The sequence below is a fragment of the Cryobacterium sp. TMT3-29-2 genome (assembly GCF_004564305.1).
GTDB classification, from domain to species: Bacteria; Actinomycetota; Actinomycetes; order Actinomycetales; family Microbacteriaceae; genus Cryobacterium; species Cryobacterium sinapicolor.
Genome location: NZ_SOGK01000138.1, coordinates 37287 through 59199, shown reverse-complemented (window position 1 = coordinate 59199; position 21913 = coordinate 37287). Strand labels below are relative to the sequence as shown.

21 protein-coding genes and 1 pseudogene are annotated in these 21913 nt (G+C 66.4%); 9 read left to right on the top strand and 13 right to left on the bottom strand.

Going from position 1 to position 21913, the window contains the following annotated elements:
* Window positions 1–630: 630 nt before the first annotated feature.
* From E3O67_RS16320 to E3O67_RS17570, 9 genes and pseudogenes are all read right to left on the bottom strand, one after another.
* Window positions 631–1842: pseudogene (locus E3O67_RS16320) on the bottom strand (oleate hydratase); the annotation flags it as partial.
* A complete protein-coding gene (locus E3O67_RS16315; protein ID WP_198417160.1) occupies window positions 1843–2889 on the bottom strand; it encodes a radical SAM protein in 1047 nt (348 codons plus the stop codon). It abuts the pseudogene before it with no gap.
* Window positions 2883–3695: a phosphate/phosphite/phosphonate ABC transporter substrate-binding protein gene (locus tag E3O67_RS16310; protein WP_134428769.1), complete on the bottom strand. Its 813-nt coding sequence runs from the start codon at window positions 3693–3695 to the stop codon at window positions 2883–2885. The genes E3O67_RS16315 and E3O67_RS16310 overlap by 7 nt, the downstream gene beginning before the upstream one ends.
* The gene (locus E3O67_RS16305; protein WP_198417161.1) at window positions 3692–4867 is read right to left on the bottom strand and encodes an acyl-CoA dehydrogenase family protein; all 1176 of its coding nucleotides are present in this window, start codon (window positions 4865–4867) and stop codon (window positions 3692–3694) included. Before E3O67_RS16305 ends, E3O67_RS16310 begins: the two co-directional genes overlap by 4 nt.
* Complete coding sequence (locus E3O67_RS16300; protein ID WP_134428771.1) at window positions 4864–5265, bottom strand: hypothetical protein; 402 nt, start codon at window positions 5263–5265, stop codon at window positions 4864–4866. Before E3O67_RS16300 ends, E3O67_RS16305 begins: the two co-directional genes overlap by 4 nt.
* Window positions 5262–5798, bottom strand: a complete 537-nt coding sequence (locus E3O67_RS16295) for a DoxX family protein (protein ID WP_134428773.1) — start codon at window positions 5796–5798, stop codon at window positions 5262–5264. Before E3O67_RS16295 ends, E3O67_RS16300 begins: the two co-directional genes overlap by 4 nt.
* Before the next feature lie 426 nt (window positions 5799–6224).
* A complete protein-coding gene (locus E3O67_RS17095) occupies window positions 6225–6380 on the bottom strand; it encodes a hypothetical protein (RefSeq protein WP_166786935.1) in 156 nt (51 codons plus the stop codon).
* Window positions 6381–6707: 327 nt separating this feature from the next.
* Complete coding sequence (locus E3O67_RS16290) at window positions 6708–7697, bottom strand: serine hydrolase (protein WP_134428775.1); 990 nt, start codon at window positions 7695–7697, stop codon at window positions 6708–6710.
* Between the two features lie 266 nt (window positions 7698–7963).
* A complete protein-coding gene (locus E3O67_RS17570; protein WP_134428777.1) occupies window positions 7964–8179 on the bottom strand; it encodes an AsnC family protein in 216 nt (71 codons plus the stop codon).
* A 272-nt stretch (window positions 8180–8451) separates the two neighbouring features.
* On the opposite strand from E3O67_RS17570, the gene E3O67_RS16280 reads away from it, so the two are divergent.
* From E3O67_RS16280 to E3O67_RS16245, 8 genes are all read left to right on the top strand, one after another.
* Window positions 8452–9942, top strand: coding sequence for an NAD(P)/FAD-dependent oxidoreductase (locus tag E3O67_RS16280; RefSeq protein ID WP_134428864.1), 1491 nt, complete (start codon window positions 8452–8454; stop codon window positions 9940–9942).
* A gap of 14 nt (window positions 9943–9956) precedes the next feature.
* Window positions 9957–10493 (top strand): SRPBCC family protein, encoded by a 537-nt coding sequence (locus tag E3O67_RS16275; RefSeq protein ID WP_241982254.1) that lies wholly within the window; start codon window positions 9957–9959, stop codon window positions 10491–10493.
* Between the two features lie 3 nt (window positions 10494–10496).
* Window positions 10497–10754, top strand: a complete 258-nt coding sequence (locus E3O67_RS16270) for a zinc-ribbon domain-containing protein (protein ID WP_134428779.1) — start codon at window positions 10497–10499, stop codon at window positions 10752–10754.
* Window positions 10755–11116: 362 nt separating this feature from the next.
* Window positions 11117–11443, top strand: a complete 327-nt coding sequence (locus E3O67_RS16265) for a zf-TFIIB domain-containing protein (protein WP_134428781.1) — start codon at window positions 11117–11119, stop codon at window positions 11441–11443.
* 104 nt (window positions 11444–11547) lie between these two features.
* Window positions 11548–12723 (top strand): DUF2092 domain-containing protein, encoded by a 1176-nt coding sequence (locus E3O67_RS16260; RefSeq protein WP_134428783.1) that lies wholly within the window; start codon window positions 11548–11550, stop codon window positions 12721–12723.
* Window positions 12724–12733: 10 nt separating this feature from the next.
* Window positions 12734–13717: an ABC transporter ATP-binding protein gene (locus tag E3O67_RS16255; RefSeq protein WP_134428785.1), complete on the top strand. Its 984-nt coding sequence runs from the start codon at window positions 12734–12736 to the stop codon at window positions 13715–13717.
* Entirely contained in the window at window positions 13704–14627 is a 924-nt protein-coding gene (locus tag E3O67_RS16250) for an ABC transporter permease (RefSeq protein ID WP_134428787.1), read from the top strand. Before E3O67_RS16255 ends, E3O67_RS16250 begins: the two co-directional genes overlap by 14 nt.
* Before the next feature lie 284 nt (window positions 14628–14911).
* Window positions 14912–16396, top strand: coding sequence for an amino acid permease (locus tag E3O67_RS16245; protein WP_134428789.1), 1485 nt, complete (start codon window positions 14912–14914; stop codon window positions 16394–16396).
* 17 nt (window positions 16397–16413) lie between these two features.
* On the opposite strand, the gene E3O67_RS16240 is transcribed toward E3O67_RS16245, so the two are convergent.
* A complete protein-coding gene (locus tag E3O67_RS16240) occupies window positions 16414–17640 on the bottom strand; it encodes a CdaR family transcriptional regulator (RefSeq protein ID WP_134428791.1) in 1227 nt (408 codons plus the stop codon).
* 357 nt (window positions 17641–17997) lie between these two features.
* On the opposite strand from E3O67_RS16240, the gene ald reads away from it, so the two are divergent.
* Window positions 17998–19116, top strand: a complete 1119-nt coding sequence (gene ald, locus E3O67_RS16235; RefSeq protein WP_134428793.1) for an alanine dehydrogenase — start codon at window positions 17998–18000, stop codon at window positions 19114–19116.
* On the opposite strand, the gene E3O67_RS16230 is transcribed toward ald, so the two are convergent.
* From E3O67_RS16230 to E3O67_RS16220, 3 genes are read right to left on the bottom strand one after another with little or no spacing between them, the layout of a single operon-like run.
* The gene (locus E3O67_RS16230; protein WP_134428795.1) at window positions 19113–19799 is read right to left on the bottom strand and encodes a TetR/AcrR family transcriptional regulator; all 687 of its coding nucleotides are present in this window, start codon (window positions 19797–19799) and stop codon (window positions 19113–19115) included. The two genes, ald and E3O67_RS16230, sit on opposite strands and share 4 nt — an antisense overlap.
* Entirely contained in the window at window positions 19792–21093 is a 1302-nt protein-coding gene (locus E3O67_RS16225) for an ABC transporter permease (protein ID WP_134428797.1), read from the bottom strand. The genes E3O67_RS16230 and E3O67_RS16225 overlap by 8 nt, the downstream gene beginning before the upstream one ends.
* Window positions 21090–21812, bottom strand: a complete 723-nt coding sequence (locus tag E3O67_RS16220) for an ABC transporter ATP-binding protein (protein ID WP_134428799.1) — start codon at window positions 21810–21812, stop codon at window positions 21090–21092. Before E3O67_RS16220 ends, E3O67_RS16225 begins: the two co-directional genes overlap by 4 nt.
* Window positions 21813–21913 lie beyond the last annotated feature (101 nt).

Sequence of the window (21913 nt, the reverse complement as noted above, 5' to 3'; positions counted from 1 at the left end):
TTGGACGGTGAGGTTGACGAACGGAAGGTGGACCACGTGATCGGGGACTCGAACGAAAATGTTGAGGAAGACGAACCTGGTCCTGGGGTCGCGGCGCCGCTGGACCGCTGGCTGGTCTTGCCCGCTCGAGTGCCAGTGGACGAGCAGAGCATGTCCGTGCCGGCTTCGGACTCACCTGACCCCGAGGGTGGAAGAAACCCTGACAACGACTGGTTGCTCCGCGGCGTGTAAACCAGCGTGCATCCAAACCGGGGCACGTTGAACACGAGCTAGGCCGGAGGCGGTCGCTAGACGCATGACATGAACCCTGGACGCGGTGCGGGGCCCAATAACCAAGCGCGCCGCGGCGTCGGGTCGAGGACTCGACGATGCCCGCCTGCCAGGTTGTGTCACGAAGGTACCCCGCGCGGGAGCACGCGTATTGCCGCGGCCCAGGCGTGCTGCCGCGAACGAACCTTGCCCAGGAGCCCACCGACTACGGCTGTAAAACTAATCCACTCGACCACGATTGGCTGGATGATCAGAGTGGAAGATTGGGCGTGAGTTCCTCGCCTTCACAAGAGCGACGGTGTGTCGCTGCGGGAAATCGCACGGCGTTCAGGGGAGTGGTGTTCGGGAAGGCTCTTCGGGCACTCGTGCCATTCCGGTGCGCACCGAATACTCGACCGTGAAGATGGTGTCTCGGGTCCCGGCTTCGGCGAACTGACCGAGAAACGCGAAATTGACCGCGTTGGACGGGACCACAGCGGGTCGGTCGTTTGCTTGCCGGGGCATGAAGAACGCCGTGATGTAGGGCATCATCACGGGCACGCACGTGGCGGCCTCCGCGGCGAGCTCGGCGATCTCGGCTAGAGGGACGCCCATGTAGTAGAGCCACTCCTGAGTGATCTCCTCACCGGTGCACTCCTGCATGGACTTCTTCACGTAGTCGCCAGGCTTGTCGACGAAAAGCGAGTACACCCAGACCACGATCTGGTCCTGGGGTTGCTGCTTGAAGTGCGGCTGGCGGTTGACGGTCCAGCTCAGCAGCCAGGAGGAGTCCGTGGCGGTGACGCTGCCGCCGGTGACGACCCTCCCGCTGAATGGATCGCGTTTGGCGATCTTCTCGATGTACGCAGGGATGCGCCTGTCCAGCGTTGTGACCGTTGCCGACTCCCACTTGGTCTGCGGTATGTGCGAGCCGAAGACGTCCGGGTGCCCGAACGACGGGTCCTGTGCGGCAATGCGGCGCCACAGGTCCCAGGCCGGGGCTGGGCCCTGGTCAAGCTTTGCCGGTGTGTGCTGGTCCCCGTTGTCGGAGTTTTCCGTCAGTGAGCCGATTGTGGTGAGTACGAGGTCATCGTCGCCGAGATCGATGCCGCCGCTGACGCCCTCAGCGATCCAGTGGATGGCCGTGGCGGTTTTGCGGTCGGCCGTGATCGCGAAGTCGACGTCGGTGACCTCCGTGCCGAACCTGAATGTCACGCCCTGGTCGAGCAACCAACGGTACAAGGGCAGCACAAGGGACTCGTACTGGTTGTATTTCGTGAACTTCAGGGCCGTGAAGTCGGGCAGTCCGCCGATGAGGTGGATGAAGCGGTTCAGGTACAGCTTCATCTCGAGAGCGGAGTGCCGCTCCTCGAAGGCGAACATGGTTCGCCAATACATCCAGAAGGTGGTGGTGAGGAAGTCCTCGCTGAAGACCTCGTTGATCCGCTTACCCTCCATCGACTCACGGGTGGCCAAGAAGACCTTGGTGAGTTCCTGTTGGGAACTTTCGGAGAGATCGAAGCGGCCTCCGGTGCCGGCGTCCTGGCCCCGCTTGACCGTGGCCCGCTGAAGGGAATAGTTCGGGTCGTCTCGCTAGGCGCAGGGGAACCACTCCGCGGCGCGGTCGGCCGCGCGGCGGTGTGCCACGAAACGGCGGGTGATCTCTGCGATCGCATCCGCAAGGGGGAAGATGTCTCGAGTCACGAACTGGTCGTCGTGATCGGCCGCGACCGGATGCCAGTACACACCGTCGGCTGTGATCGTGACCTCGGGGATCAGCGAGTCGACCGTGAGCTCGATGCCGGAGTCGGCGACACCGCGGTGCGCGAGCGCGCGAATGACCTGATCCTCGCGTGAGATTCCGAGGGTGTCGAGGAAGACGTGGAATGGATCGAGCTCGTGCATCTGATCGGCGGGAAGAGTGGCCGCGACCTTCACGCGGAACCCCTCCTCATGCGCGATGCGGATGCCGCTGACGGCCTTCGCCCACGACCCGGTTCCGCGGTGACTGTCGTGGATGGCCGGAGTGGCTGAATCGACGCTGACCTGGAGGGTGAGCCGGGACCGATCCATTCGGCGCAGGCGCTCGAGTCGAGCGCCTCGGAACAGCATTCCGTTGGTGAGCAGTGTCGTGGGAAGTGCGTCGGTGCACGACTTCACGAGATCATCGAGGTCGTTCAGAAGGAACGGCTCGCCCCCCGTGAGGATGAGTTCGCCGACCCCCGCGTCGGCGGCCTCACGCGCGATCTGTTGGAGCCGGTCGGCCCCAATCGCCCGCCGTTCCGCCTTCGGTGACGAGCGAACGCAACAGTAGTCGCAGGCGAGGTTGCAGTCGAAGTTCGTGTAGACCCACACCCGCGATCCCGGTCGTTGAGCGGGGTCGAGTTGCGCGAGCGGGTCGGGGGTGCGCCCGTGACGAACGGTCAGGGTCGTTTCCTCGGCCACGACGATCTCGTTGCCGCTCGCGGCACACCACGCCGCAACGAGGCCGAGCGCGGCAGCACGGTGCGCTTGTCGAAGTCCGACAGTCACCGTCCCGCCCCTCGGTACACGCCCGATGCCTTCGATGAGGTCGAGGACGACACCCATCGCGGTGGGTTCGGCCACCGACGGGCTCACGGGCGAGGTCGGGGTCACCATCTCGGGGCGATTCTCTGCTCGCTCACGGCGGCAACGAGGGACGAGTAGCCCTCAAGCCTCGGAGGAACCCAGGCCTGCAGGCCCTCCATCTCCATGATCGGACGATGCTGCGGATTCTGCCAATCCATTGCGAGCAGATTCGCGACCCAGAGATCCGCGCGCTCAATAGTGAGCGACGGCATCGCGGTGAAGTTGCAGTGGCTGTACTCAGGTGAAGTCCAGAACGATTCGAACGCCCCGGGCAGCAACTCACCTCGCCCGATGGCGTTCCACGTGTTGATGCCGATCGCGGCGGCATCCGCCCGATCGTCGAGCACTGCACGCAGGGCATCGAGCTCGCTTCGACCGGTGTCGCCGTGTTTTCCCACGTCGCTGTCGATCCGGGTGAGACTGACGTCTCCCTCACCGAGGCCGGCCTCGCGCAGGAAGTGAATCGGAAGGATCGCCGCCTGGGCCGAATCACGCGATCCTAGAACCAGGCGGCGGCCGCGAAGGCTCTCGAGCGAGGTGAACCCGCTCCCCGAGCGAGCCACGAACACCGTCTTGAAGACGAGATCCGTGTCGCGCGAGGCGAGAGCGCGGCATGCGCCATCGGTTTGGGCGACGGTGCGCACCCAGGCGAGGTTGGTGTTCCAGGCGAGATCGAGCGATCCGGAGATGAGAGCATCGACCTGCCTGCCGTAATTGGAGAACAGCACGAAGTCGATCGGTGTCGTGGTCTCGGCAAAGTAGTCCCGCAACCCTTCCCAGATCGGTACGACGTTGGGCGAGTAGGCGACCGAGCCGATGACGAGTGGAGCGTTCATGCTGCGGCCCCGGCCGTCTCGGGCTGTGGAGCCCCGGCAGCAGCCGTCGGCGCATCGAAGAGGGATCGGCCGGTGATCGCACGACCATAGAACTCGTAGAGCACGTCGGATGTCGGGGCCATCACGTGTCCCGCTCGCGCGTCGCGGAAGTAGCGGTCGATCTGCAGGTGCTCAGAGAACGCCGCTCCGCCGCACACGCGCATGGCGACATCCGTGACACGCAGCGCAGCATCGTTTGACGATGCTTTACTTCCGAGCACGAAAAGGGGAGTGTCGTCTTCGGGAGCGGCGACCTTGCCCGCGGCCACGTCGAGGTAGGCGCTCGCATTGGCGAGATCGATCGACATCTTCGCGAGCTGTGCCCGGATGGTCGGCAAAGACGACAGGCTCTGATCGAGATGCTCGAGCCGCGCTCCCATCGTGTGCCGTACCGCGGCGTCGACCGCGGCTCGGCTGAGACCGATCGACACGGCGGAGTTGCCCAGGTTGAACCACGGCAACACCTGCCCCATCATCAGATCGAACCCTCCACCCGCCGCGCCTAGACGGAAGCCCTCGGTCGTGTCGACGTCGACGGTCATCGGGCTCGAAGAGTTCCCACGGAATCCCATGCCCTTCCACGGGCGATCGATCGACAGGCCGGTCGTGCCGGCGGGGATCGCAAAGAGGTCCACACCCTCCGCATCCGGTGTGCCCGTGGAGATGACGTAGACGTCTGCGTGGCCGGCCGAGGTGACCCAGCTCTTCTTCGCGGAAACCCGGATGCCCTCCGGTATCGATGTCGCTCGCGAAACGGGCGCCCAGAAGTGGGAGCGCGAACCTGCTTCGGAGAAGGCCAGCGACGCGAGCGAGCGGCCGCTCGCGAGGTCGGCGAGCAGTCCCGGCATCCCGGTGGGCGGCGCCGCAGCGATCGGCATCGCGGCGCTCACGTGCATGAGGTAGATCATCGCTGTCGACCCGCAGGCGCCGGCGAGGGCACCGGCCACCAGTACAAGCTCCCGCGGTCCTCGGCCCAGCCCACCGACCTCGGTTGGAAGAGTCAGTCCAAGCAGTCCCGATGACCGCAGCGCGGCGACCGCTTCCTCGGGAAAGCGGCCCTCAGCATCCACGTCATGCGCATGCCGGCGGGCGATCTCCACAACGGGATTCAGTAATTTGACAACATCGATCACGGTCTGCCTTTCGTCGGGTCGTGCGGCTGGGCTGGGGGAGCTGGTGACAACGAGAGTGCGAGCAGTGCCATGCCCAGGCCGCCGGCCACCGCCATCGCTGAGGCGTCACCGCCGAGAGGCCGGACCGACAGGGCGAGGCCCACGAGCTGGAGGAGGGCGGCTCCCGTCAGCAGCGTCCCTGCAATCAATCGCAGCAGCCGGCTCCGGATGATGCCGCTCACGATCGCGAGAATGCCGGCGGCCACCAGGATGCTCGCGCCGACCAGTCCGATGTTCACGAATCGAAACTCAGTGGGGAGCGAGGTGCCGAAGACGAAACCGGCAAGAACGATCGCGGCGGCACCGATCACTACCGTCCCGCGGTCGTAGGCCGTCGATGTTCCGAAGACGCTTGTCACGACACCCTCAACATGAGACGTGAGAGTCGTCCGGATGACGCCGACCACGACGTGCGCAGTAGTCCGTCGACTCCATAGCAGCGCCCGGCCGCAGTCGCGAAGAGGGCGAGATGAGCGAGCCCCATCAGGTAGTACGACCACTGCCACTCATCGGGTGCGAACAGCACCGAGAGGGTGATCGCCAATGTTTGGCCGATACCGACGACGGCCCAGAATCGTGTCGCGAGGCCGACAAGCAGGAAAGCGCCCAGCCCGCCCTCGATCAGAAGCGTGAACCATCCGAAGACGACAATGTTCGGCAGCACGACCACGTCGACGAACGTTGAATACGGCGCGAACACCGGATGCGAAACGGCCAGGCCGGCCCAAAAGTACAGGCCGTCGTTATTCGCCCGGCCAAAGTCCGGGGGTACCTTCCACGCGACATTTTGGATCCACATGAGGGCGACGCCGCAGCGGAGCGCGGCGATCATGATTCTCGAAGCGCGCGACATCTCCGGGGCGTCGACTAGTGCGCTCGCCGCTGTGGACATGGGTTCCTTTCGACGAGATCAGTCAAACCACATCGAGCGTTGAGCGCAACGACGAAAACATTACGAGACCCTGACAGGTCGGGGGCGGTCGGCTAGCGCAACCGTCTGGTGACCGGTGACGATCATGTAGGGCCAATTTTTTTGACATCAGCGATTTCCGCTGCGACAAACATGTACCGACCGCGAACTCAACCTGGGGGTGGCTATTCCAGGGGCGGCGGAAAATTGGAGGATTTCCCACCGAGCAATCCGCTGGCGAAGTCCTCGAACCCGTCCGCGGGAACCAGGAAGCTGGCGATCCTGCTCGAAACCGCAACACGAACGTGACCACCCCGGTGTTCACCGGGACCACGGAGACCGGGGCGACCGTGACCCTGTACACCGGGGCGTCCGTGGTCGGCGACAGTCGCAACCCTCGTCATCCGTCTACGACGGCACCACGCCGATCGGAAGCCTGACCACCACGACGACCACATACTCGATCACCTCGAGCCTGCTCCCGGACGGCGCCCGCACCGTGACCGCGAAGGCGACCGACCTCGCCGGCGACGTGTCCGTCGTCTCCACGGACACGACCGTCACGATCGGCACGCTCGCGCCGCCGCTCCGTCGACCCCCGTGATGACCGCGGCGACAGACACCGGCATCTCCGCCACGCCCGGGATCACCAAGATTCGGCCCCGCCCTCCGGCCGCCGAGGCCGGGAGCGCCATCGGACTGGGAGGTGACAGGGAGCAGCGGCAATCGTCGAACCTTCGGCGGGGACTCGTCGTCGGGAGGCGCACGCTCCTCGAACTGACGATCGCTGCCCGAAGTCACGGACCCGTCCCGAAACGACCCGGCTGCTCACGGCTGCGGTCGTGCACCGAGGCCAACGGCCCTGCTCCCGACCGTTCTGCTCGCCAAGTTTCAGCGAGAAACAATGGCGCTTCTCCGGGATGCAGCGAATTCCGTCAGGAGGCGAAATCCCTGCCTGTCGACGGACCCATGCATTGCCGCGAGCACCACAACTCCGACGCCCGCATCTCGGTCGAGACCGATCCAGCTGCTGAACCCCCCGGTACTGCCGTTGTGCCAAGTGATTGCGCGGCCCTGGAACTCGAGTGTGATCCACCCTGCACCGATACCGACCCTGGAAGAGTATTTTGAGACCGGCTCGAGCGCGGAAAGACCCCGCGCCGATCCGTCGAGGATCGAGCTGAGGAAGCCCCGCATCGTGCCTATCGTCGCGCGGACGCCTCCTGCCGGCGCGAGCCCCTCACCTACCCAAGCGGGCAGTGGGCGTCCGAATCGGCTGAACCCAGTCAGATCCATCGGCCCAAGGTCATCAGCGCGGATGGGCGTCGAGAATCCCTCGCCCAGGACCTCGTGCAGGAGTCGTTCGTAGCTAGTCGCGGCGCCTTGCGCCACGGCGTGCCCCAGCAACTGAAAACCGAGGTTCGAGTACCTGGGTCGGGCAGAGCCGACTCGCACGTTGCGAGTCTGTTCGAGGAGATCAGCGAGCGAATCACCGTAAGGGTTTTGCCCTCGGAACCAGAAGTCGACGGTGCGGCGAAGTGCATGCATCCCGGGCGGTAAACCGGGAAGACCGGAACGGTGAATGGACAGGGAACTCAGGCGCACTGAGCCGACCTTTCCGTGGCCTTCGAGCGGAAGCAAGTCGCGAAGGATTGTTGTCTGCGAGACGAGACTGCGCTCGGTCGCGTCGCGATACAACATGCCCGTGAGTGCCTTCGAGATCGAGCCGATCTCGAAGGTGGAATGGTGGTCCGCACCCACAGTTGCGGTCAATCCGCCCTGAGGGGTGATCACTGCCACTGCTGCTGCTGCTCCGGTTGAACGGAAGACGCGGCCCACAGCATGAACGAGTTCAGCATCCCCAGTCCAGCCAATCTCCATGAAAGCTTCCTTTCCGCCCGTTCTCGTTGCTCGTCAATCTTTGTTGACGATGCGTTCGATCAAACCATAGGTGATCCATTCGCCGAAAGTCAACGTCGGTTGACGCCAGTGGTTCGGTGCCACCGCGATCTCGCTTCGATGTGATGTTGCAGCAGGTTGAGGCGAAAGCGCCCAGAAGTCATCGCTGAGCGGTCGGGTTCTAAACGTTTGTGCAGTTCGATGGGGCTGTGCGGTCCTCGGCGCTGGAGCGGCTGCCTGACTGCGCGCTACCGTTTGCCGTACTTCTTGTGCACTGCCTGTTTGGTTACGCCGAGGCACTGAGCAATGGCCTCCCATGACAGCCCGGCCTGACGAGCACTGCGAACGAGGCCTGCCTCACTGCGCCCCACCTCTCGATGGAGCTCGGCAATGATTTGCAGTGCTTCAGCTGGTCCCTTGCCGTCCATCGCTCCGACAAGTGTTCTCAATCGCTCCGCCTGCATTCGTCAATACTAGTTGACGATAGTGAGCGGCGACGAGATCAATTCAGAAGTACGCGAGTGGGCTCAGTGTGACGTCGAGTGTCGGCACCCGCCGCATGCCTCCGGCTCGGCGGCGTGGCTCCGCGGCTGGTCTCGGAAGCGGATGTGGCGTCTCATCGCCGTGGGGCATTAGACGGCCGTCGGCCACCTGGTTCCTGTGAACGATGTCAGGACCGACGGGGAGACTCTTCCGAGAACGAGTGGGGGATGAGATGGTGACTGTGCAGCGAAAAGTGACGGACGTCGACGCGATCGTGGTCGGCTCCGGGCCGAATGGCCTGGCTGCAGCGGTGACCCTGGCCAGAGCCGGGCTCTCCGTGCGCGTCTACGAAAAGTCCGCCAACGTCGGTGGCGGCGCCGCCACCGCGGAACTGACCCTGCCGGGCTTCCACCACGACGTCTGCTCCGCCGTGCACCCGCTTGCGTTGGCTTCCCAGTTCTTTCAACGTTTCGGGCTCGCGGACCGGATCGAACTGGTCGTTCCGGAGGTCTCCTACGGCCACCCGTTGCCGGGCGGCACCGCGGGCCTCGCCTATCGCAGCCTGACGCGGACCGTTGCCGAGCTGGGCCGGGACGGCCCGGCCTGGAACCGGTTGTTCGCGCCCCTCGTGTCCCATGCTGAGCAGGTGGCCGAGTTCACCGGCGCGCAGCTTCTGCGGCTGCCACAGCACCCGGCCACCGCTTTGCGCTTCGGCTTGCGCGCCCTCGAACAGGGCAGTCCGCTCTGGGACCTGCGTTTCTCGGGTGAGATCGCGCCCGCCCTGCTCACCGGCGTCAGTGCGCACACGATCAGGGCCCTGCCCAGCGTCGCCACCTCCGGTGCCGGTCTCACTCTTGCCACGTACGCCCACGCCGGCGGTTGGCCGATCCCGGTGGGCGGCAGTGGCGCGATCGTGGCCGCGCTGGTCGACGACCTGCTCGCTCACGGTGGCGAGATCGTCACGTCGACCGAGGTGCGGCGGCTGAGCGACCTGCCACCGGCCCGGGTGGTGATGTTGGACCTGACGCCTCGGGCGCTGCTGCGGCTTGCCGAGGGCGAGCTGCCCGACGCATACGCGAGAAAGCTTCGCGCCTTCCGCTACGGCAACGGCGTCGCCAAGGTCGACTTCGCCATCTCAGATCCGGTGCCCTGGCAGGCCACCGGGTTGCGGGCGGCGGGCACCGTGCACGTGGGTGGCACCCGGGCGCAGATGCGGCGAGCTGAGAACACCGTCGCACGCGGCGGTCACGCCGAGGAGCCCTATGTTCTCGTGTCCCAGCCCAGCGGCATCGACCCCAGTCGCGCTCCGGCCGGTCAGCACACCCTCTGGGCGTACACCCATGTTCCGCGCGGTTCCACCATCGACCAGACCGACGCGATCGTGCGCCAGATCGAGCGCTACGCCCCGGGGTTCCGCGACACGATCCTGGCCAGCACGGGTCGCACCGCCACGAAGATGGAACAGCTGAACCCCAATTACATCGGCGGGGACATCTCGGCTGGCGAGGTGAGTCTGACCCAACTCCTCCGGCGGCCGGTCCTGTCCCCGGACCCCTGGCGCACTCCCTTGAACGGGGTGTACCTGTGCTCGTCGTCCACGCCGCCGGGCCCGGGCGTGCATGGTCTGGCCGGCTGGCACGCGGCTCTGAGCGCTCTTCGCCACGACCTCGGGGTGCTCACCGCCCCCGATCTCTCCCCGACCACGCAGAAATCGACCAATCAGATAACGACCAACCAGAAATAGGTGACACTGTGGCCGTGAGCCACCACACCATGAACTGCCCGCCCGAGAACGTCTTCGCAGTCTTGGCCGACGGCTGGCTCTACCCGAGCTGGGTAGTCGGAGCCTCGCGAATGCGGGCTGTCGATGCGACGTGGCCGGAAGCAGGGAGCGCCATCCATCACTCGGTGGGTGTCTGGCCGGCCCTGATCGACGACTCCACGTCTGCTTTGGAATGGGACCCACCCCGGCATGCGCTCTTCAAGGCGCGTGGCTGGCCGGTCGGCGAGGCCCATGTGGCCGTCGACGTCAAAGCGCGAGGCAACGGATGCATGGTCCGCATCACCGAGGACGCCACCGCCGGCCCCGGCCGGTTCGTGCCCCTATTCCTACGTGACTCGGCGATCCGGATGCGAAACGTGGAGACCCTGCGACGGCTGGCATTCCTTGCTGAGGGCGGCGCCGGGAAGGTCCCCCAGGTACCAGGAACGACCACAATGTCGAAGTCGAAAAAGGCGGACACTGCCCAGAGGATTCCCAACCTGCCCGACCACTCTGCGACGCTGGGAAAGTAGATCATGTTCCTACTCTTCGGCACCCGTGCCCATCGTGCGGTGATAAACGTTGTCTCGTTCGTGTGCGGATATTGCGGGGTTCTCGCACAGCAGCAGGTGGTGAAAAAGTCTACGAAATTCACGCTGTTCTTCGTGCCTTTATTCCCCCTGGCGAAGTCTTACGCCAACGAATGCACCAACTGCGGCGGCACCACACGCCTCACTGCCACCCAGGTTGGGCACTCCATGGATTGGGCGGCACCACACGCCTCAGCAGGCTAGGGAGTGGTCGACAGCTGTCACGTGCAACGGCTCATCAACGACGTCGAGAAGGACGCGCTTGATCAGGAAGCTGACCGCTGTGGAGCGGAATCAACAGTGCCCGGCTCACCGTTGCTCCTGACTCGTTCGTTGCGGATGGCGCCGTCGATCCAACCGAACGCGACCAGGAGGTCGAGAACGTCTTCGGCGGTGACGTATTGCCCAGGGGCAGCTGTGCGGAAGACGACCAGCCAGACGGGGCCCTGAACACGGGTGAGAATCGCCCCACTACCCACCGGGGCGACCGCTGTCCCCGGCGGCTCTCAGGATCAGCCCGGCCTGGCTGTCTAGGATCGGAACCCCACGACGTCCCGGAGGATCCCATGAAGTGCCCCAACGACTCAACCACCCTCGTCATGAGCGAACGCAGTGGCGTGGAAATCGACTACTGCCCCGACTGCCGCGGCGTGTGGCTCGACCGAGGCGAGCTCGACAAGATCCTCGACCGGGCCGAAAAAGAATTCGCCCAGGCTGCACCGGTCCAGCCGGTTGCCGCCACACCGGTGCAGCAATACCCGGACCCGCGCACTCGTGCGCCGCAATACGGCGACCGTGATCGGAGCCACGACGACCGGGACCGCGGCTACGACAATCGTGACGGGTATCGGCCCAAGAAGAAGGACAACTGGCTGGGTGAACTCTTCGGTTAGGCGCGCCGCCGTTTGTGGGCAACCTCCCAGCGGGATTCCAAGCCCACTGTCAGAGCCTCGGCGTAGCATCACAGTATGATTCGTTTCGGAACAGGTCGTTGATCATGTCACGCAATTCAGTCAAGTGGCTCCCCGCCATCGTCGTTCCGGTTGTCATCGTCGCTGGCGTGCTTGCCGTGCCGCTGCAGGCCGGTGCCGCCGTTGACCTGCCCGACAAGACGCCCGAGCAGGTCCTCCTGATGTTCAGCGACAGCACCGTGAACGCCTTCTCCGGAACCGTCGAGAAGACCGCCGAGCTGGGCCTGCCCGACATCGACCTCGGCGCCGGCATGGCCGGGTCCATGGGCGAGTCGACGTCCGAGTCCGCGCCGGAGGGCACGGCTGAGCCCGGGGCTGCGGCTACAGGCGCGCTCGCATCCGTCATGGAACTTTTCAGCGGATCCCACACGGCCCGGGTCTACGTCGACGGCAGCGATGCCGGCGGCCCTGCGAAGGCGCGCGTGCAGATCCAGGACCGCATGGCGGAGCGCAACGTGGTGAGCAACGGCACGGATGTCTGGGCCTACGACTCCGAGACGAACACCGCCAGCCACCTGGCCATCCCCGCCGACGCCCGGGCCACCGCGCAGGCGAAGATCGCCGAGATGGCCGCCACCGCCCCAGCCGACCTGTCGACGCCCTCGCAGGTCGCCGACCGCTTCCTGAGCGAGATCGACCCGAGCACGACCGTCTCGGTCGGCACCGACGGCACCGTGGCCGGTCGCACCGCCTACGAGCTGGTTCTCACTCCCAAGGCCACCCAGACCCTGATCGAATCGGTGTCCATCTCGGTCGACTCCGAGACGGGCGTGCCGCTGCAGGTCACCGTGCGTGCCGCCGGTCAGGAAGACCCGGCCTTCCAGGTCGGCTTCACCGAGGTCGACTTCAGCACACCGTCTGCCGACCTGTTCGACTTCACCCCGCCGGCCGGCGCCACCGTTGAAGAGGTCGCCCTGCCGGTCATGCCTGAGATGCCTGCCGACGAGCCCAAGCCCGAGATCCCGGCCGAGAACGTTCCCGTCGTGACGGGAACCGGCTGGGACGCCATCGTGGAGGTGCCCGCGGCATCCGTTCCATCCGAACTCAGTGCCAACCCGATGCTGTCGGAACTTGCGACTGCGGTCGACGGCGGGCAGCTGTTCTCTACCGCCCTCGTCAACGTTTTCCTGGCCGACGACGGTCGTGTCTTCGCCGGGTCCGTTCCCGTGGAGTTGCTCCAGGCCGCCGCCGACGCCCAATGATCACGACACAGTGACCTCCGTCACCCCGGCTTCCGATCTTGCGATCGAGAGCCGGGGTCTCACCAAGCGCTTTGGCGGGCAGATCGCCGTGAATGAAATCAACCTGGCCGTTCCGCGCGGGTCGGTTTTCGGGTTTCTCGGCCCCAACGGCTCCGGCAAGACCACCAGCATTCGCATGCTGCTCGGCCTGACCCAGGCCAGCGGCGGGCAGATTCGCCTTCTGGGCCAGAGCATGCCCGACAGTCTTCACGACGTGCTGCCCCGCGTCGGGGCACTCGTGGAGGGGCCCGCGTTCTACCCGTTCCTCTCCGGCGCCGCCAACCTGCGCCGGCTCGACACGGCCGACCGCAATGCCCCGTCCCGCACGCGCGTCGCGCGGGTCGAGCAGGCTTTGGCGCGAGTGGGTCTCACCCACGCCGCCGGCAAAAAGGTGGCCGCCTACTCACTCGGAATGAAACAGCGACTCGGCATCGCCAACGCGCTGCTGCAGCCGCGGGAACTGCTCGTGCTCGACGAGCCCACCAACGGGCTCGACCCGCAGGGCACCCGCGAGGTGCGCAGCCTGGTGCGGTCGCTTGCGGCCGAGGGCACCACGGTCTTCGTCTCGAGCCACCTGCTCGCCGAGGTGGAGCAGATGTGCACCCACGCCGCGGTGATGAGCGGCGGCAACCTCGTGGCCCAGGGCACGCTGGCCGAGCTGCGTCACGTCGGCCAGACGCGGGTGCGCGTGCGCACACCGGATGCCGCCGCGGCATCCGCCGTGCTGACCCGACTCGGCCTCACCCCGGTGCGAAGCGACGTGCCCGATCAGGACCCGTGGGTCGCGGCTCCGCTGCCCCGAGACCTGTCGACCGGCCTGACCGGCCGGCCGGAGACCATCGTCGCGGCCCTCGTGGCCGGCGGTGTGCGCGTGCGCGGTTTCCTGATCGAGGAGTCCAGCCTGGAAGAACGCTTCGTGGCACTGACCGGAGAAGGTTTCGATGTCCTCCAATAGCGTGCCCCTTACGAACACGAACACGAACACGAACACGAACACGAACACGAGCACGAACACGGGCCCGAGCCCGAGCCCGAGCAGGCGCCGATCGGCCGGACTGGCCCTGCTCGGCTCCGAGTTGACGGTGCTGTTCCGCCGCCGCCGCACTTGGGCCATGCTCGTCGCCGTCGCACTGATCCCGATCCTGCTCGCCGTCGCCGTACGGCTGTCCTCGGAGACCCTGGCCCCGGGCGAGGGACCGCCTTTCCTCGACCGCGTCACCCAGAACGGACTCTTCGTGGCGTTCACCGCCATGATCGTGGCCATCCCGCTGTTCCTCCCGCTCACGATCGGTGTCGTCGCCGGAGACACCATCGCTGGGGAGGCCGGCCTCGGAACCCTGCGCTACCTGCTGGTGGCCCCGGCCGGCCGGGTGCGCCTGCTGCTCGTCAAGTACGCCGGCGTCGCCGTGTTCTGCCTGGCCGCGACCCTGACCCTGGCGGTGGCCGGAACCCTGATCGGGGCCGCGCTGTTCCCGGTCGGCCCGGTAACGCTGCTTTCGGGCGACGTGATCAGCGTGCCGGAATCCCTGCTGCGCTCTGCACTGATCTCGCTCTATGTGACGGTCTCCCTGCTCGGCTTCGCGGCGATCGGACTGTTCATCTCCACGCTCACCGACGTCCCGGTGGGTGCCATGGCCGCCACGGTCGTCGTGTCGGTGGTGGCGCAGATCCTCGACGTGCTCCCGCAACTGGAGTGGCTGCATCCGTGGCTCTTCAGCCACTACTGGCTGGGCTTCGCCGACCTGTTGCGGCAACCCATGGACCTCGGATCGTTCGGCGATAACGCGCTCCTGCAGCTGGGCTACATCGCCGTCTTCGGTGCGCTGGCCTACGGCCGGTTCTCCACGAAAGACATCCTGTCCTGACCCGATCCTGACCTGGCTCCGGTTCAGGGTCGCCGCCCCCGAACAGTCGACGACCTTTGGTGCACGGATGCGCGACACCTGTCGATCACGGCGGGTCCGCGGCCACGGTGGCGCGGGCGGGGGAGCAGCCGAGGCGCCGTGCGGGTTCGGGGTCCCCCGGTCGAGGTCGTAGCGTGGCTACCTCAGAACCCGAGCCGGTCCGCCTCACAACCGTGGGGACCCGACCGGGTGACACGGTCGTCCTCTGGGTGGCTGCGTCTGTGCCGTTATGAGGAAGTAGCCACATGCCTGAACGCACCACCGCGGTATCCGGAACCACACGTACCGGGGCCGCAGCACGAGACTCCCACCCGGATCAGAGCCTGGCCCGGTCGCTGAGCCGGCGGCACATCCAGATGCTCGCCATCGGCGGCACGATCGGAACCGGCCTGTTCATGGGTGCCGGCAAAACCATCTCTCTCGCCGGGCCATCCGTGATCTTCGTCTACATGATCATCGGCTTCATGCTCTTCTTCGTGATGCGGGCCATGGGCGAGATCCTGCTGTCCAACCTTGACTACAAGTCGTTCAGCGACTTCGCCGGGGACCTGCTCGGCCCGTGGGCGAGCTTCTTCACCGGCTGGTCCTACTGGGCGTTCTGGGTGGTCACCGGCGTCGCCGACATCGTGGCCATCTCCGGCTACGTCGACGTGCTGGCCCCGGGCACGCCGCTGTGGATCCCGGCACTAGTCACCCCGGTCGTGCTGATCGTGCTCAACCTGCCGAGCGTCAAGGCCTTCGGCGAGGCCGAGTTCTGGTTCGCCCTGGTCAAGGTCATTGCCATCCTCGCCCTGATCGGCACCGGCCTCGTGATGATCATGACGCACTTCACCTCACCCTCCGGCGCCGTGGCCGGCTTCGAGAACATCTGGAACGACGGCGGGATGTTCCCGCATGGCGTCGCCGGCTTCGTGCTCGGCTTCCAGATCGCCATCTTCGCCTTCGCCGGCATCGAGCTCGTCGGCACCGCGGCCGCGGAGACGAAAGACCCGGAGAAGAACCTGCCCCGGGCCATCAACACGATTCCGCTGCGACTGCTGCTGTTCTATGTGGGTGCCCTGGTGATCATCATGTCGGTCAACCCGTGGCGCACCATCGACCCCGGCAGCAGCCCGTTCATCGGTATGTTCGCCCTCGCCGGGCTCGGGGTAGCAGCCATCGTCGTCAACCTGGTCGTGCTCACCTCGGCCGCCTCAAGCGCCAACTCCGGCATCTACTCGACCTCACGGATGGTCTACGGCCTCGCCCAGGACGGCAACGCCCCGCAGGCGTTCGGTCGACTGAGCATCCGCAAGGTGCCGCAGAACGCCCTGCTGTTCTCCTGCATCTTCCTGCTGGCCGGTCTGGTGCTGCTCTACACGGGGGACTCCTTCATGGGCGCGTTCACCCTCGTCACCTCGGTGGCATCGGTGCTGACGATGTTCGTCTGGTCCATCATCATGGTCAGCTACCTGGTCTTCCTCCGCCGCCGTCCGCACCGGCACGCGGTTTCGGAGTACAAGATGCCGGGTGCCCGGTTCATGCCCTGGGTGGTGCTGGCGTTCTTCGCCTTCATGCTCTGGGCCCTCGGCCAGGCCGATGACACCCGCCTCGCGCTCGTCGTGGCCCCGGTCTGGTTCTTCGGGCTCGGTGCCGCCTGGTACGTCAACCGCAAGGCTCCGCTGCAGCAGGCCCGGATCGAGGAGTGGAAGGCCGACGCCCGCGCCGAGAAGGCCGCGCTCGCTCGTTGACGCGGCCCCGGGTCCAGCTAGATTCGGGGCCGGCGCGACCAGCGGTCGGCTTTCATGGCCAGGTGCAGTTCCAGCCGCACCTGGCCGCCCAGCGGGTCGGCGCCGATCAGTGTACGGATCTTCGCGAGCCGGTTGTAGATGCTGCTGCGGTGCAGGTGCAGGGCGGCGGCGACATCCTGCACCGATCCGTCGGTGTCGTAGAGCAGTTCCAGCATCGGCAGCAGCTCGTGGTTGGCGTCGAAGTCCCGCAGCTCGGCGAAGTAGACCGACTCCACGGGGGAGAGGTTGCGGCTGCTGGCCGCGAGGAACTGGTAGACGCCGATCTGGCGGAAGTCGGCGATGGTGCCCAGGCGGGCGTCGACCGCGGCGGCCTGCACCGCCTTGCGGGACTGGATGTAGGCATCCGGGACCCGTCGGAGGTCGGTGAACACCTCACTGAAGCCCATTAGGTCGGGGCGTTCGGGGGTGCCGCCGCGGCGGGCGAGTTCGGCTCGGTAGCGGTGCAGCATCTCGATGTGGGCCACCTTGCCCGGCGAATCGCGCAGGAGAACGACCGCGTGGGTCTCGGTGCCGGCGCTGAACCGGGCGGCGTCGATGCCGACCGTGGCGTGTAGCGCCGAAATGCGCTGCAGCAGAACGCCGGCCTCGGGGTCGGGCGTGGCCTCGTGGCCGGCGGCGTGCTCGTCGGGGCGGGGCATCAGGGTGGCGAGGTGCCAGGGACCCGTCGCATGGATCTGCGGCCAGCCCGCGATCTCCTCGATTGCGGGCGTCTCCGCGTGGCAGGCCGCGAGGAACAGGGCCTCCCTCTCCCGGCGCTGCGCGGATTCGGCGGTGTTGGTGTCGAGCAGGGTCTCGGCCAACCGGTCCAGCTCGCCGCGCACGGCGGGCAACTCCCGGAGGATCTCCTCCGGGGATTCGTCGTGGGAGCCCTGCATCGCCCACAGGTATCCGACCCGGAAGCCCCGCACCATCAGCGGCACGCAGACCCGGCCGAGCATCCCGAGCGCGGCGTTGGCGGGAACGGCGATCGGACGGACCGCCGTGCTGATGCCGTGCTGCAGTTGCCAGGCACTGACGTCGGCGGGCACCCTCTTGCTCAGCAGGAAGTTGACCCGCACGCTGTCCGCGAGCGGCTGGTCCCTGCTGTACGCCAGCAGGCCGCCGTCGAGGTCCTCGAGGGAGAGGGCGCGGTCCAGGCCGGCCGCGAGATGTTCGACCAGGTCTTCGATTTCCGCGCTTCTCATCAGCTCAATGCTAGGGGTCCGCAGTGTGCCAGAGGCGGACATCAGGCGACGTTTGCCGCAGTGAGACTCGACATCTGTCGAGTGACAAACCGCCTCCCCGTCTCCAATACCGGCGGCCCCCGGAGTCAAGCCCGCCCGACGTGGTAGTAAAACCCCTGAACAACATCATTATTCCGCCCCTGCTCGGGCCGTGGCCGGCTTCGGCCTCCGCCGCATGAGTGCGGGCCCGGCAGCGACGCCCGGCCCGGGCCGAATTGCTGGATTTAGTGTTGGTCCGGCTGCGGTTCACCGTTGAAAGTGGCACCGCAGCCCCCTGTCACAAGTTCACCTGAGCAGTACTGAGCAACGGAGTCGGCCATGATCATCGGTGTACCCAACGAAATCAAGAACAACGAATTCCGCGTCGCCATCACCGCCTCAGGCGTGCACGAGTTCCTGTCCGCCGGCCACACCGTGCTGGTCGAGAAGGGCGCCGGCCTCGGCTCGCACATCAACGACGACGAATACCACGTGGCCGGTGCCGAGCTGGTCGACTCCGCCGACGAGGTCTGGGCCCGCGCCGACATGGTGATGAAGGTCAAGGAGCCGGTCGCGGCCGAGTACCACCGCTTCCGCGAGGGGCTGATCCTCTTCACTTACTTGCACCTGGCTGCCGAGCCCGACCTCACCCGCGCCCTGACCGAGGCGGGCGTCACCGCCATCGCCTACGAGACGGTGCAGACCGCCAACCGTGCGCTGCCCCTTCTGGCCCCGATGAGCGAGGTCGCCGGCCGACTGGCCGTGCAGGTCGGCGCGCAGTCCCTGATGGCCCCGGCCGGCGGGAAGGGCGTGCTGCTCGGCGGCGTGCCCGGGGTGCGCCCCGCCAAGGTTGTCGTGCTGGGCGCCGGCGTGGCCGGCACCAACGCGGCCGCCATGGCGATGGGCCTCGGCGCCGACGTCACGATCCTCGACATCAACATTGACCGCCTCCGCCAGCTCGACGCGCAGTACCAGGGCCGGCTGAAGACGGTCGCGTCCAACTCCTATGAGATCGAGATCGCGGTGACGGATGCCGACCTGGTCATCGGTTCCGTGCTGATCCCAGGTGCCAAGGCCCCGAAACTGGTCACCAACGCCCTTGTGGCACGGATGAAGTCCGGCTCCGTGCTGGTCGACATCGCCGTGGACCAGGGTGGCTGCTTCGAGGACACCCACGCGACCACGCACGAGGACCCGACCTACCGGGTGCACAACTCGATCTTCTACTGCGTCGCCAACATGCCCGGCGCCGTGCCGAACACGTCGACCTACGCGCTGACCAACGTCACGCTGCGGTACGCCCTCTCGCTGGCGAACCTGGGAGTGAAGGCGGCGCTCGAGCGCGACGACGCCCTGGCCCTCGGCCTGAATGTCGCCGCCGGTCGGGTCACGAACCGTTCCGTGTCCGAGGCCCACGGCCTGCCGCTGGCCGACTGGCACGACCTCGTCACCGCCTAGCCTCGCGGGCTCGAGCGAGGGGCCGGAGCAGCCGCTCCCGTGACGCGCCGCACCAGGGTCAGGGAGTGGTGCAGCAACTCGGCGGGGGTGCCGGTGAAGCCGCCGGAGAACCATTTCTGCATCGAGTAGCGCATCACGCTGGCGGCGACGAAGACGACCATTCTCGCCTCGTCTTGCTGATCGAGGGTGTCGGACTCGGCATGCCCCTGGGTGTGGAATCGCTCGAGCACCAGCTGCACCAGGTGCTCCTCCAGCTCCGCGATGCGGGACATCTCCCCGGTGAGGAGTTCCGGGATTCGCTCGATCAGCATCCGGCGTTTTCGGAGAAGGTCCGTGTCGGGGGATTGGTCGGCCAGCGCGGCGGCGATCATTCCGACGAGGTCTCCGAGTACATCCCTGCCGGTGCCGTGCACGAAGGCCCGGTGCTCGGCATCCGTCGGCGCGGGTGGCGTGCCGCCCAGGAACGCACCCTCCTTCGTGCCGAAGTAGTTGAAGAACGTGCGCGGTGAGACCATGGCGGCCTCGCAGATCATGTCGACCGTGACGCTGTCGTAGCCGTGCTCGAGGGCCAGGGAGATGGCCGCCCGCTCCAGCGCCGACTGGGTGGCCGCGCGCTTGCGGGCACGCAACCCCTCGTCCGCGGCGGGGCTCAGGCCCGGAGCGCTCAGGCCCGTGCTACTCATATCGCAGCGCGTCGATCGGGTTCTGTCGTGCCGCCGCCCGGGCCGGGAGGGTGCCGGCCAGGAAGGCGATCAACATGACGACGCCGATGATGATGGCGATGGAACTCGGCGCGAACTGCACGACCTGCAGCCCGGGCAGGTTTTCAAACACGGTCGTGGCCAGGATGTTGCTGACCAGCGACCCGACGCCCACCGCCACGAGCGCGCCCAGGGCGCTGCCCAGGAACCCGATGAAGACGGCCTCGGTGCTGAACAGGGCGTAGACGCGGCCGCCGTTCATGCCCATGGCCTTCATCAGCCCGATTTCCCGGGTGCGTTCCTGCACGCTCATCAGCAGGGTGTTGATGATGCCGAAACCGGCAGCGATCAGGGCGATCACGGCGAAGGCGTTGAGCACGCCGATGATGACGTTGATCACGGTCTCGAACGAGCCGATCTGATCCGCGACGGTCTGCGCGGCGTAGCCCTGGTCGGCGAGGTCGGCCTTGATCGCGGTGATCTCCGCGTCGGAGGCGTCCAGGTCGAACCGGGCGGTCGCGGTGGCGTAGCTCTGCGGCGCTCCGGCGGGGGTGCCGGAGAGTTCCACGGCGTGCAGCCGGTCGGTCAGCGGCTGGTTGAGTCCGGCCCCGGCGCCGAGGATGGTCTCGTTCTGCACTCCGACGACGGTGGCCGGAACCTGCTGCTGGGTGCCCGCGAAGTCGGCGATGCCGATCGTGACGGTTTCGCCGATGGCCGATTCCGGGGTACTGAAGCCCAGGGTGTCGAGGTAGGTGGTCGGAAGCAGGATCTGGTCGGTGGTGCTCTCGTTGTCCAGCTGCTCCCCGGCGGCCAGGTCGGCCGTGGTCAGGGTCGCGGCGGCGTTCACGGTCAACTCGAACTTGCCGCTGTCGTCGTATTCGATGTAGTCGGGCGTCACCTGCACCGCCGGGTCGACGCCGACGATGCCGCTGGTGGCCTCGATCGTGCCGAGATCGGCGTCGGTGAGCGCCTGGATGGTGCTGCCGGGGCGTGAGCCGTTGCCCAGACTGATCGCGGTGGCCTTGTCCGGGTCGTAGGGGGCCGGTCCGTCATCCGCTGTTGCCGTGGCGTCGCCGGCCTTGGAGACCGTGAGCACATCCGCCGCCCCGATCGCCGACACCTGGCTGTTGATGTAGCTCGTCACCCCGGTGCCGATGCCGCTGGTGATGGTGAGGGTGAATGCGCCGATGAAGATGGCGATGACGGTCAGGCCGGTGCGGAGCTTGCTGCGGAAGCTGTTCGCGATCGCGGTCGTGATGATGTCGACGAACTTCATGCGTGTGCTCCTGCGGGCTTCTCGATGGCTTCCGGGGACCTGGTGACGTCCTCGAGTCCGTCCCGGATGAAGATCTGACGGTCGCAGCGGGCCGCGAGGTCGATGTCGTGGGTGACGATGATCAGGGTGATGCCCTTGTCCCTGTTCAGGGAGAAAAGGATGTCCTCCACGACGGCCCCGGTAGTCGTGTCGAGGTTGCCGGTCGGTTCGTCCGCGAAGATCACCTTCGGGTTGTTGACCAGGGCCCGGGCGATGACGGCGCGCTGCTTCTGCCCGCCGGACAGGTTCATGGCTTTGTTCTTCGCCTTGTCGGCAAGCTCCAGCTGTTCCAGGGCCTTCATTCCGCGTGCCCTGCGCTCCTTCGGGCCGACCCCGGCGATCTTCAGGGGGAGCACGACGTTGTCCAGCACGCTCGCATTGGCGGTGAGGAAGAACTGCTGGAAGACGAACCCGAAGTCCTGGTTGCGGAGCCGGTTCACCTCCTTGCCCTTGAGCTTCTTGGCATCCGTTCCCTCGACCAGCAGTGCCCCGCTGTCCGGGTCGTCCAGCAGGGCCAGCAGGTGCATCAGCGTGGACTTGCCGGACCCGCTCTTACCGACGATGGCGATGGATTCACCGGCACGGATGTCGACGGAGACACCCTTGAGCGCGTCGAAGCGATTGGCCCCGCTCCCATAGGACTTGCCTATGTTCTGGGCCGAGAGAACAGGAACAGTCATGGGGGCGGCATCCTTCGGGGGTGAGGGTCGGTTATAACTTATGCAGAGACAATAAAATTACGGTAGCTGCACCAATACCTCCCCGGCTGGGAGCGCCCTGT

Excerpts from the sequence above, each read along its gene's own strand:
- E3O67_RS16315 (WP_198417160.1), bottom strand. The coding sequence starts at position 2,889 with ATGGTGACCCCGACCTCGCCCGTGAGCCCGTCGGTGGCCGAACCCACC.
- E3O67_RS16225 (WP_134428797.1), bottom strand. The coding sequence starts at position 21,093 with ATGAAGTTCGTCGACATCATCACGACCGCGATCGCGAACAGCTTCCGC.
- E3O67_RS16290 (WP_134428775.1), bottom strand. The coding sequence starts at position 7,697 with ATGGAGATTGGCTGGACTGGGGATGCTGAACTCGTTCATGCTGTGGGC.
- E3O67_RS16245 (WP_134428789.1), top strand. The coding sequence starts at position 14,912 with ATGCCTGAACGCACCACCGCGGTATCCGGAACCACACGTACCGGGGCC.
- E3O67_RS16295 (WP_134428773.1), bottom strand. The coding sequence starts at position 5,798 with ATGTCCACAGCGGCGAGCGCACTAGTCGACGCCCCGGAGATGTCGCGC.
- E3O67_RS16220 (WP_134428799.1), bottom strand. The coding sequence starts at position 21,812 with ATGACTGTTCCTGTTCTCTCGGCCCAGAACATAGGCAAGTCCTATGGG.
- E3O67_RS17570 (WP_134428777.1), bottom strand. The coding sequence starts at position 8,179 with ATGCAGGCGGAGCGATTGAGAACACTTGTCGGAGCGATGGACGGCAAG.
- E3O67_RS16270 (WP_134428779.1), top strand. The coding sequence starts at position 10,497 with ATGTTCCTACTCTTCGGCACCCGTGCCCATCGTGCGGTGATAAACGTT.
- E3O67_RS16250 (WP_134428787.1), top strand. The coding sequence starts at position 13,704 with ATGTCCTCCAATAGCGTGCCCCTTACGAACACGAACACGAACACGAAC.
- E3O67_RS16240 (WP_134428791.1), bottom strand. The coding sequence starts at position 17,640 with ATGAGAAGCGCGGAAATCGAAGACCTGGTCGAACATCTCGCGGCCGGC.
- E3O67_RS16265 (WP_134428781.1), top strand. The coding sequence starts at position 11,117 with ATGAAGTGCCCCAACGACTCAACCACCCTCGTCATGAGCGAACGCAGT.
- E3O67_RS16230 (WP_134428795.1), bottom strand. The coding sequence starts at position 19,799 with ATGAGTAGCACGGGCCTGAGCGCTCCGGGCCTGAGCCCCGCCGCGGAC.
- ald (WP_134428793.1), top strand. The coding sequence starts at position 17,998 with ATGATCATCGGTGTACCCAACGAAATCAAGAACAACGAATTCCGCGTC.
- E3O67_RS16310 (WP_134428769.1), bottom strand. The coding sequence starts at position 3,695 with ATGAACGCTCCACTCGTCATCGGCTCGGTCGCCTACTCGCCCAACGTC.
- E3O67_RS16260 (WP_134428783.1), top strand. The coding sequence starts at position 11,548 with ATGTCACGCAATTCAGTCAAGTGGCTCCCCGCCATCGTCGTTCCGGTT.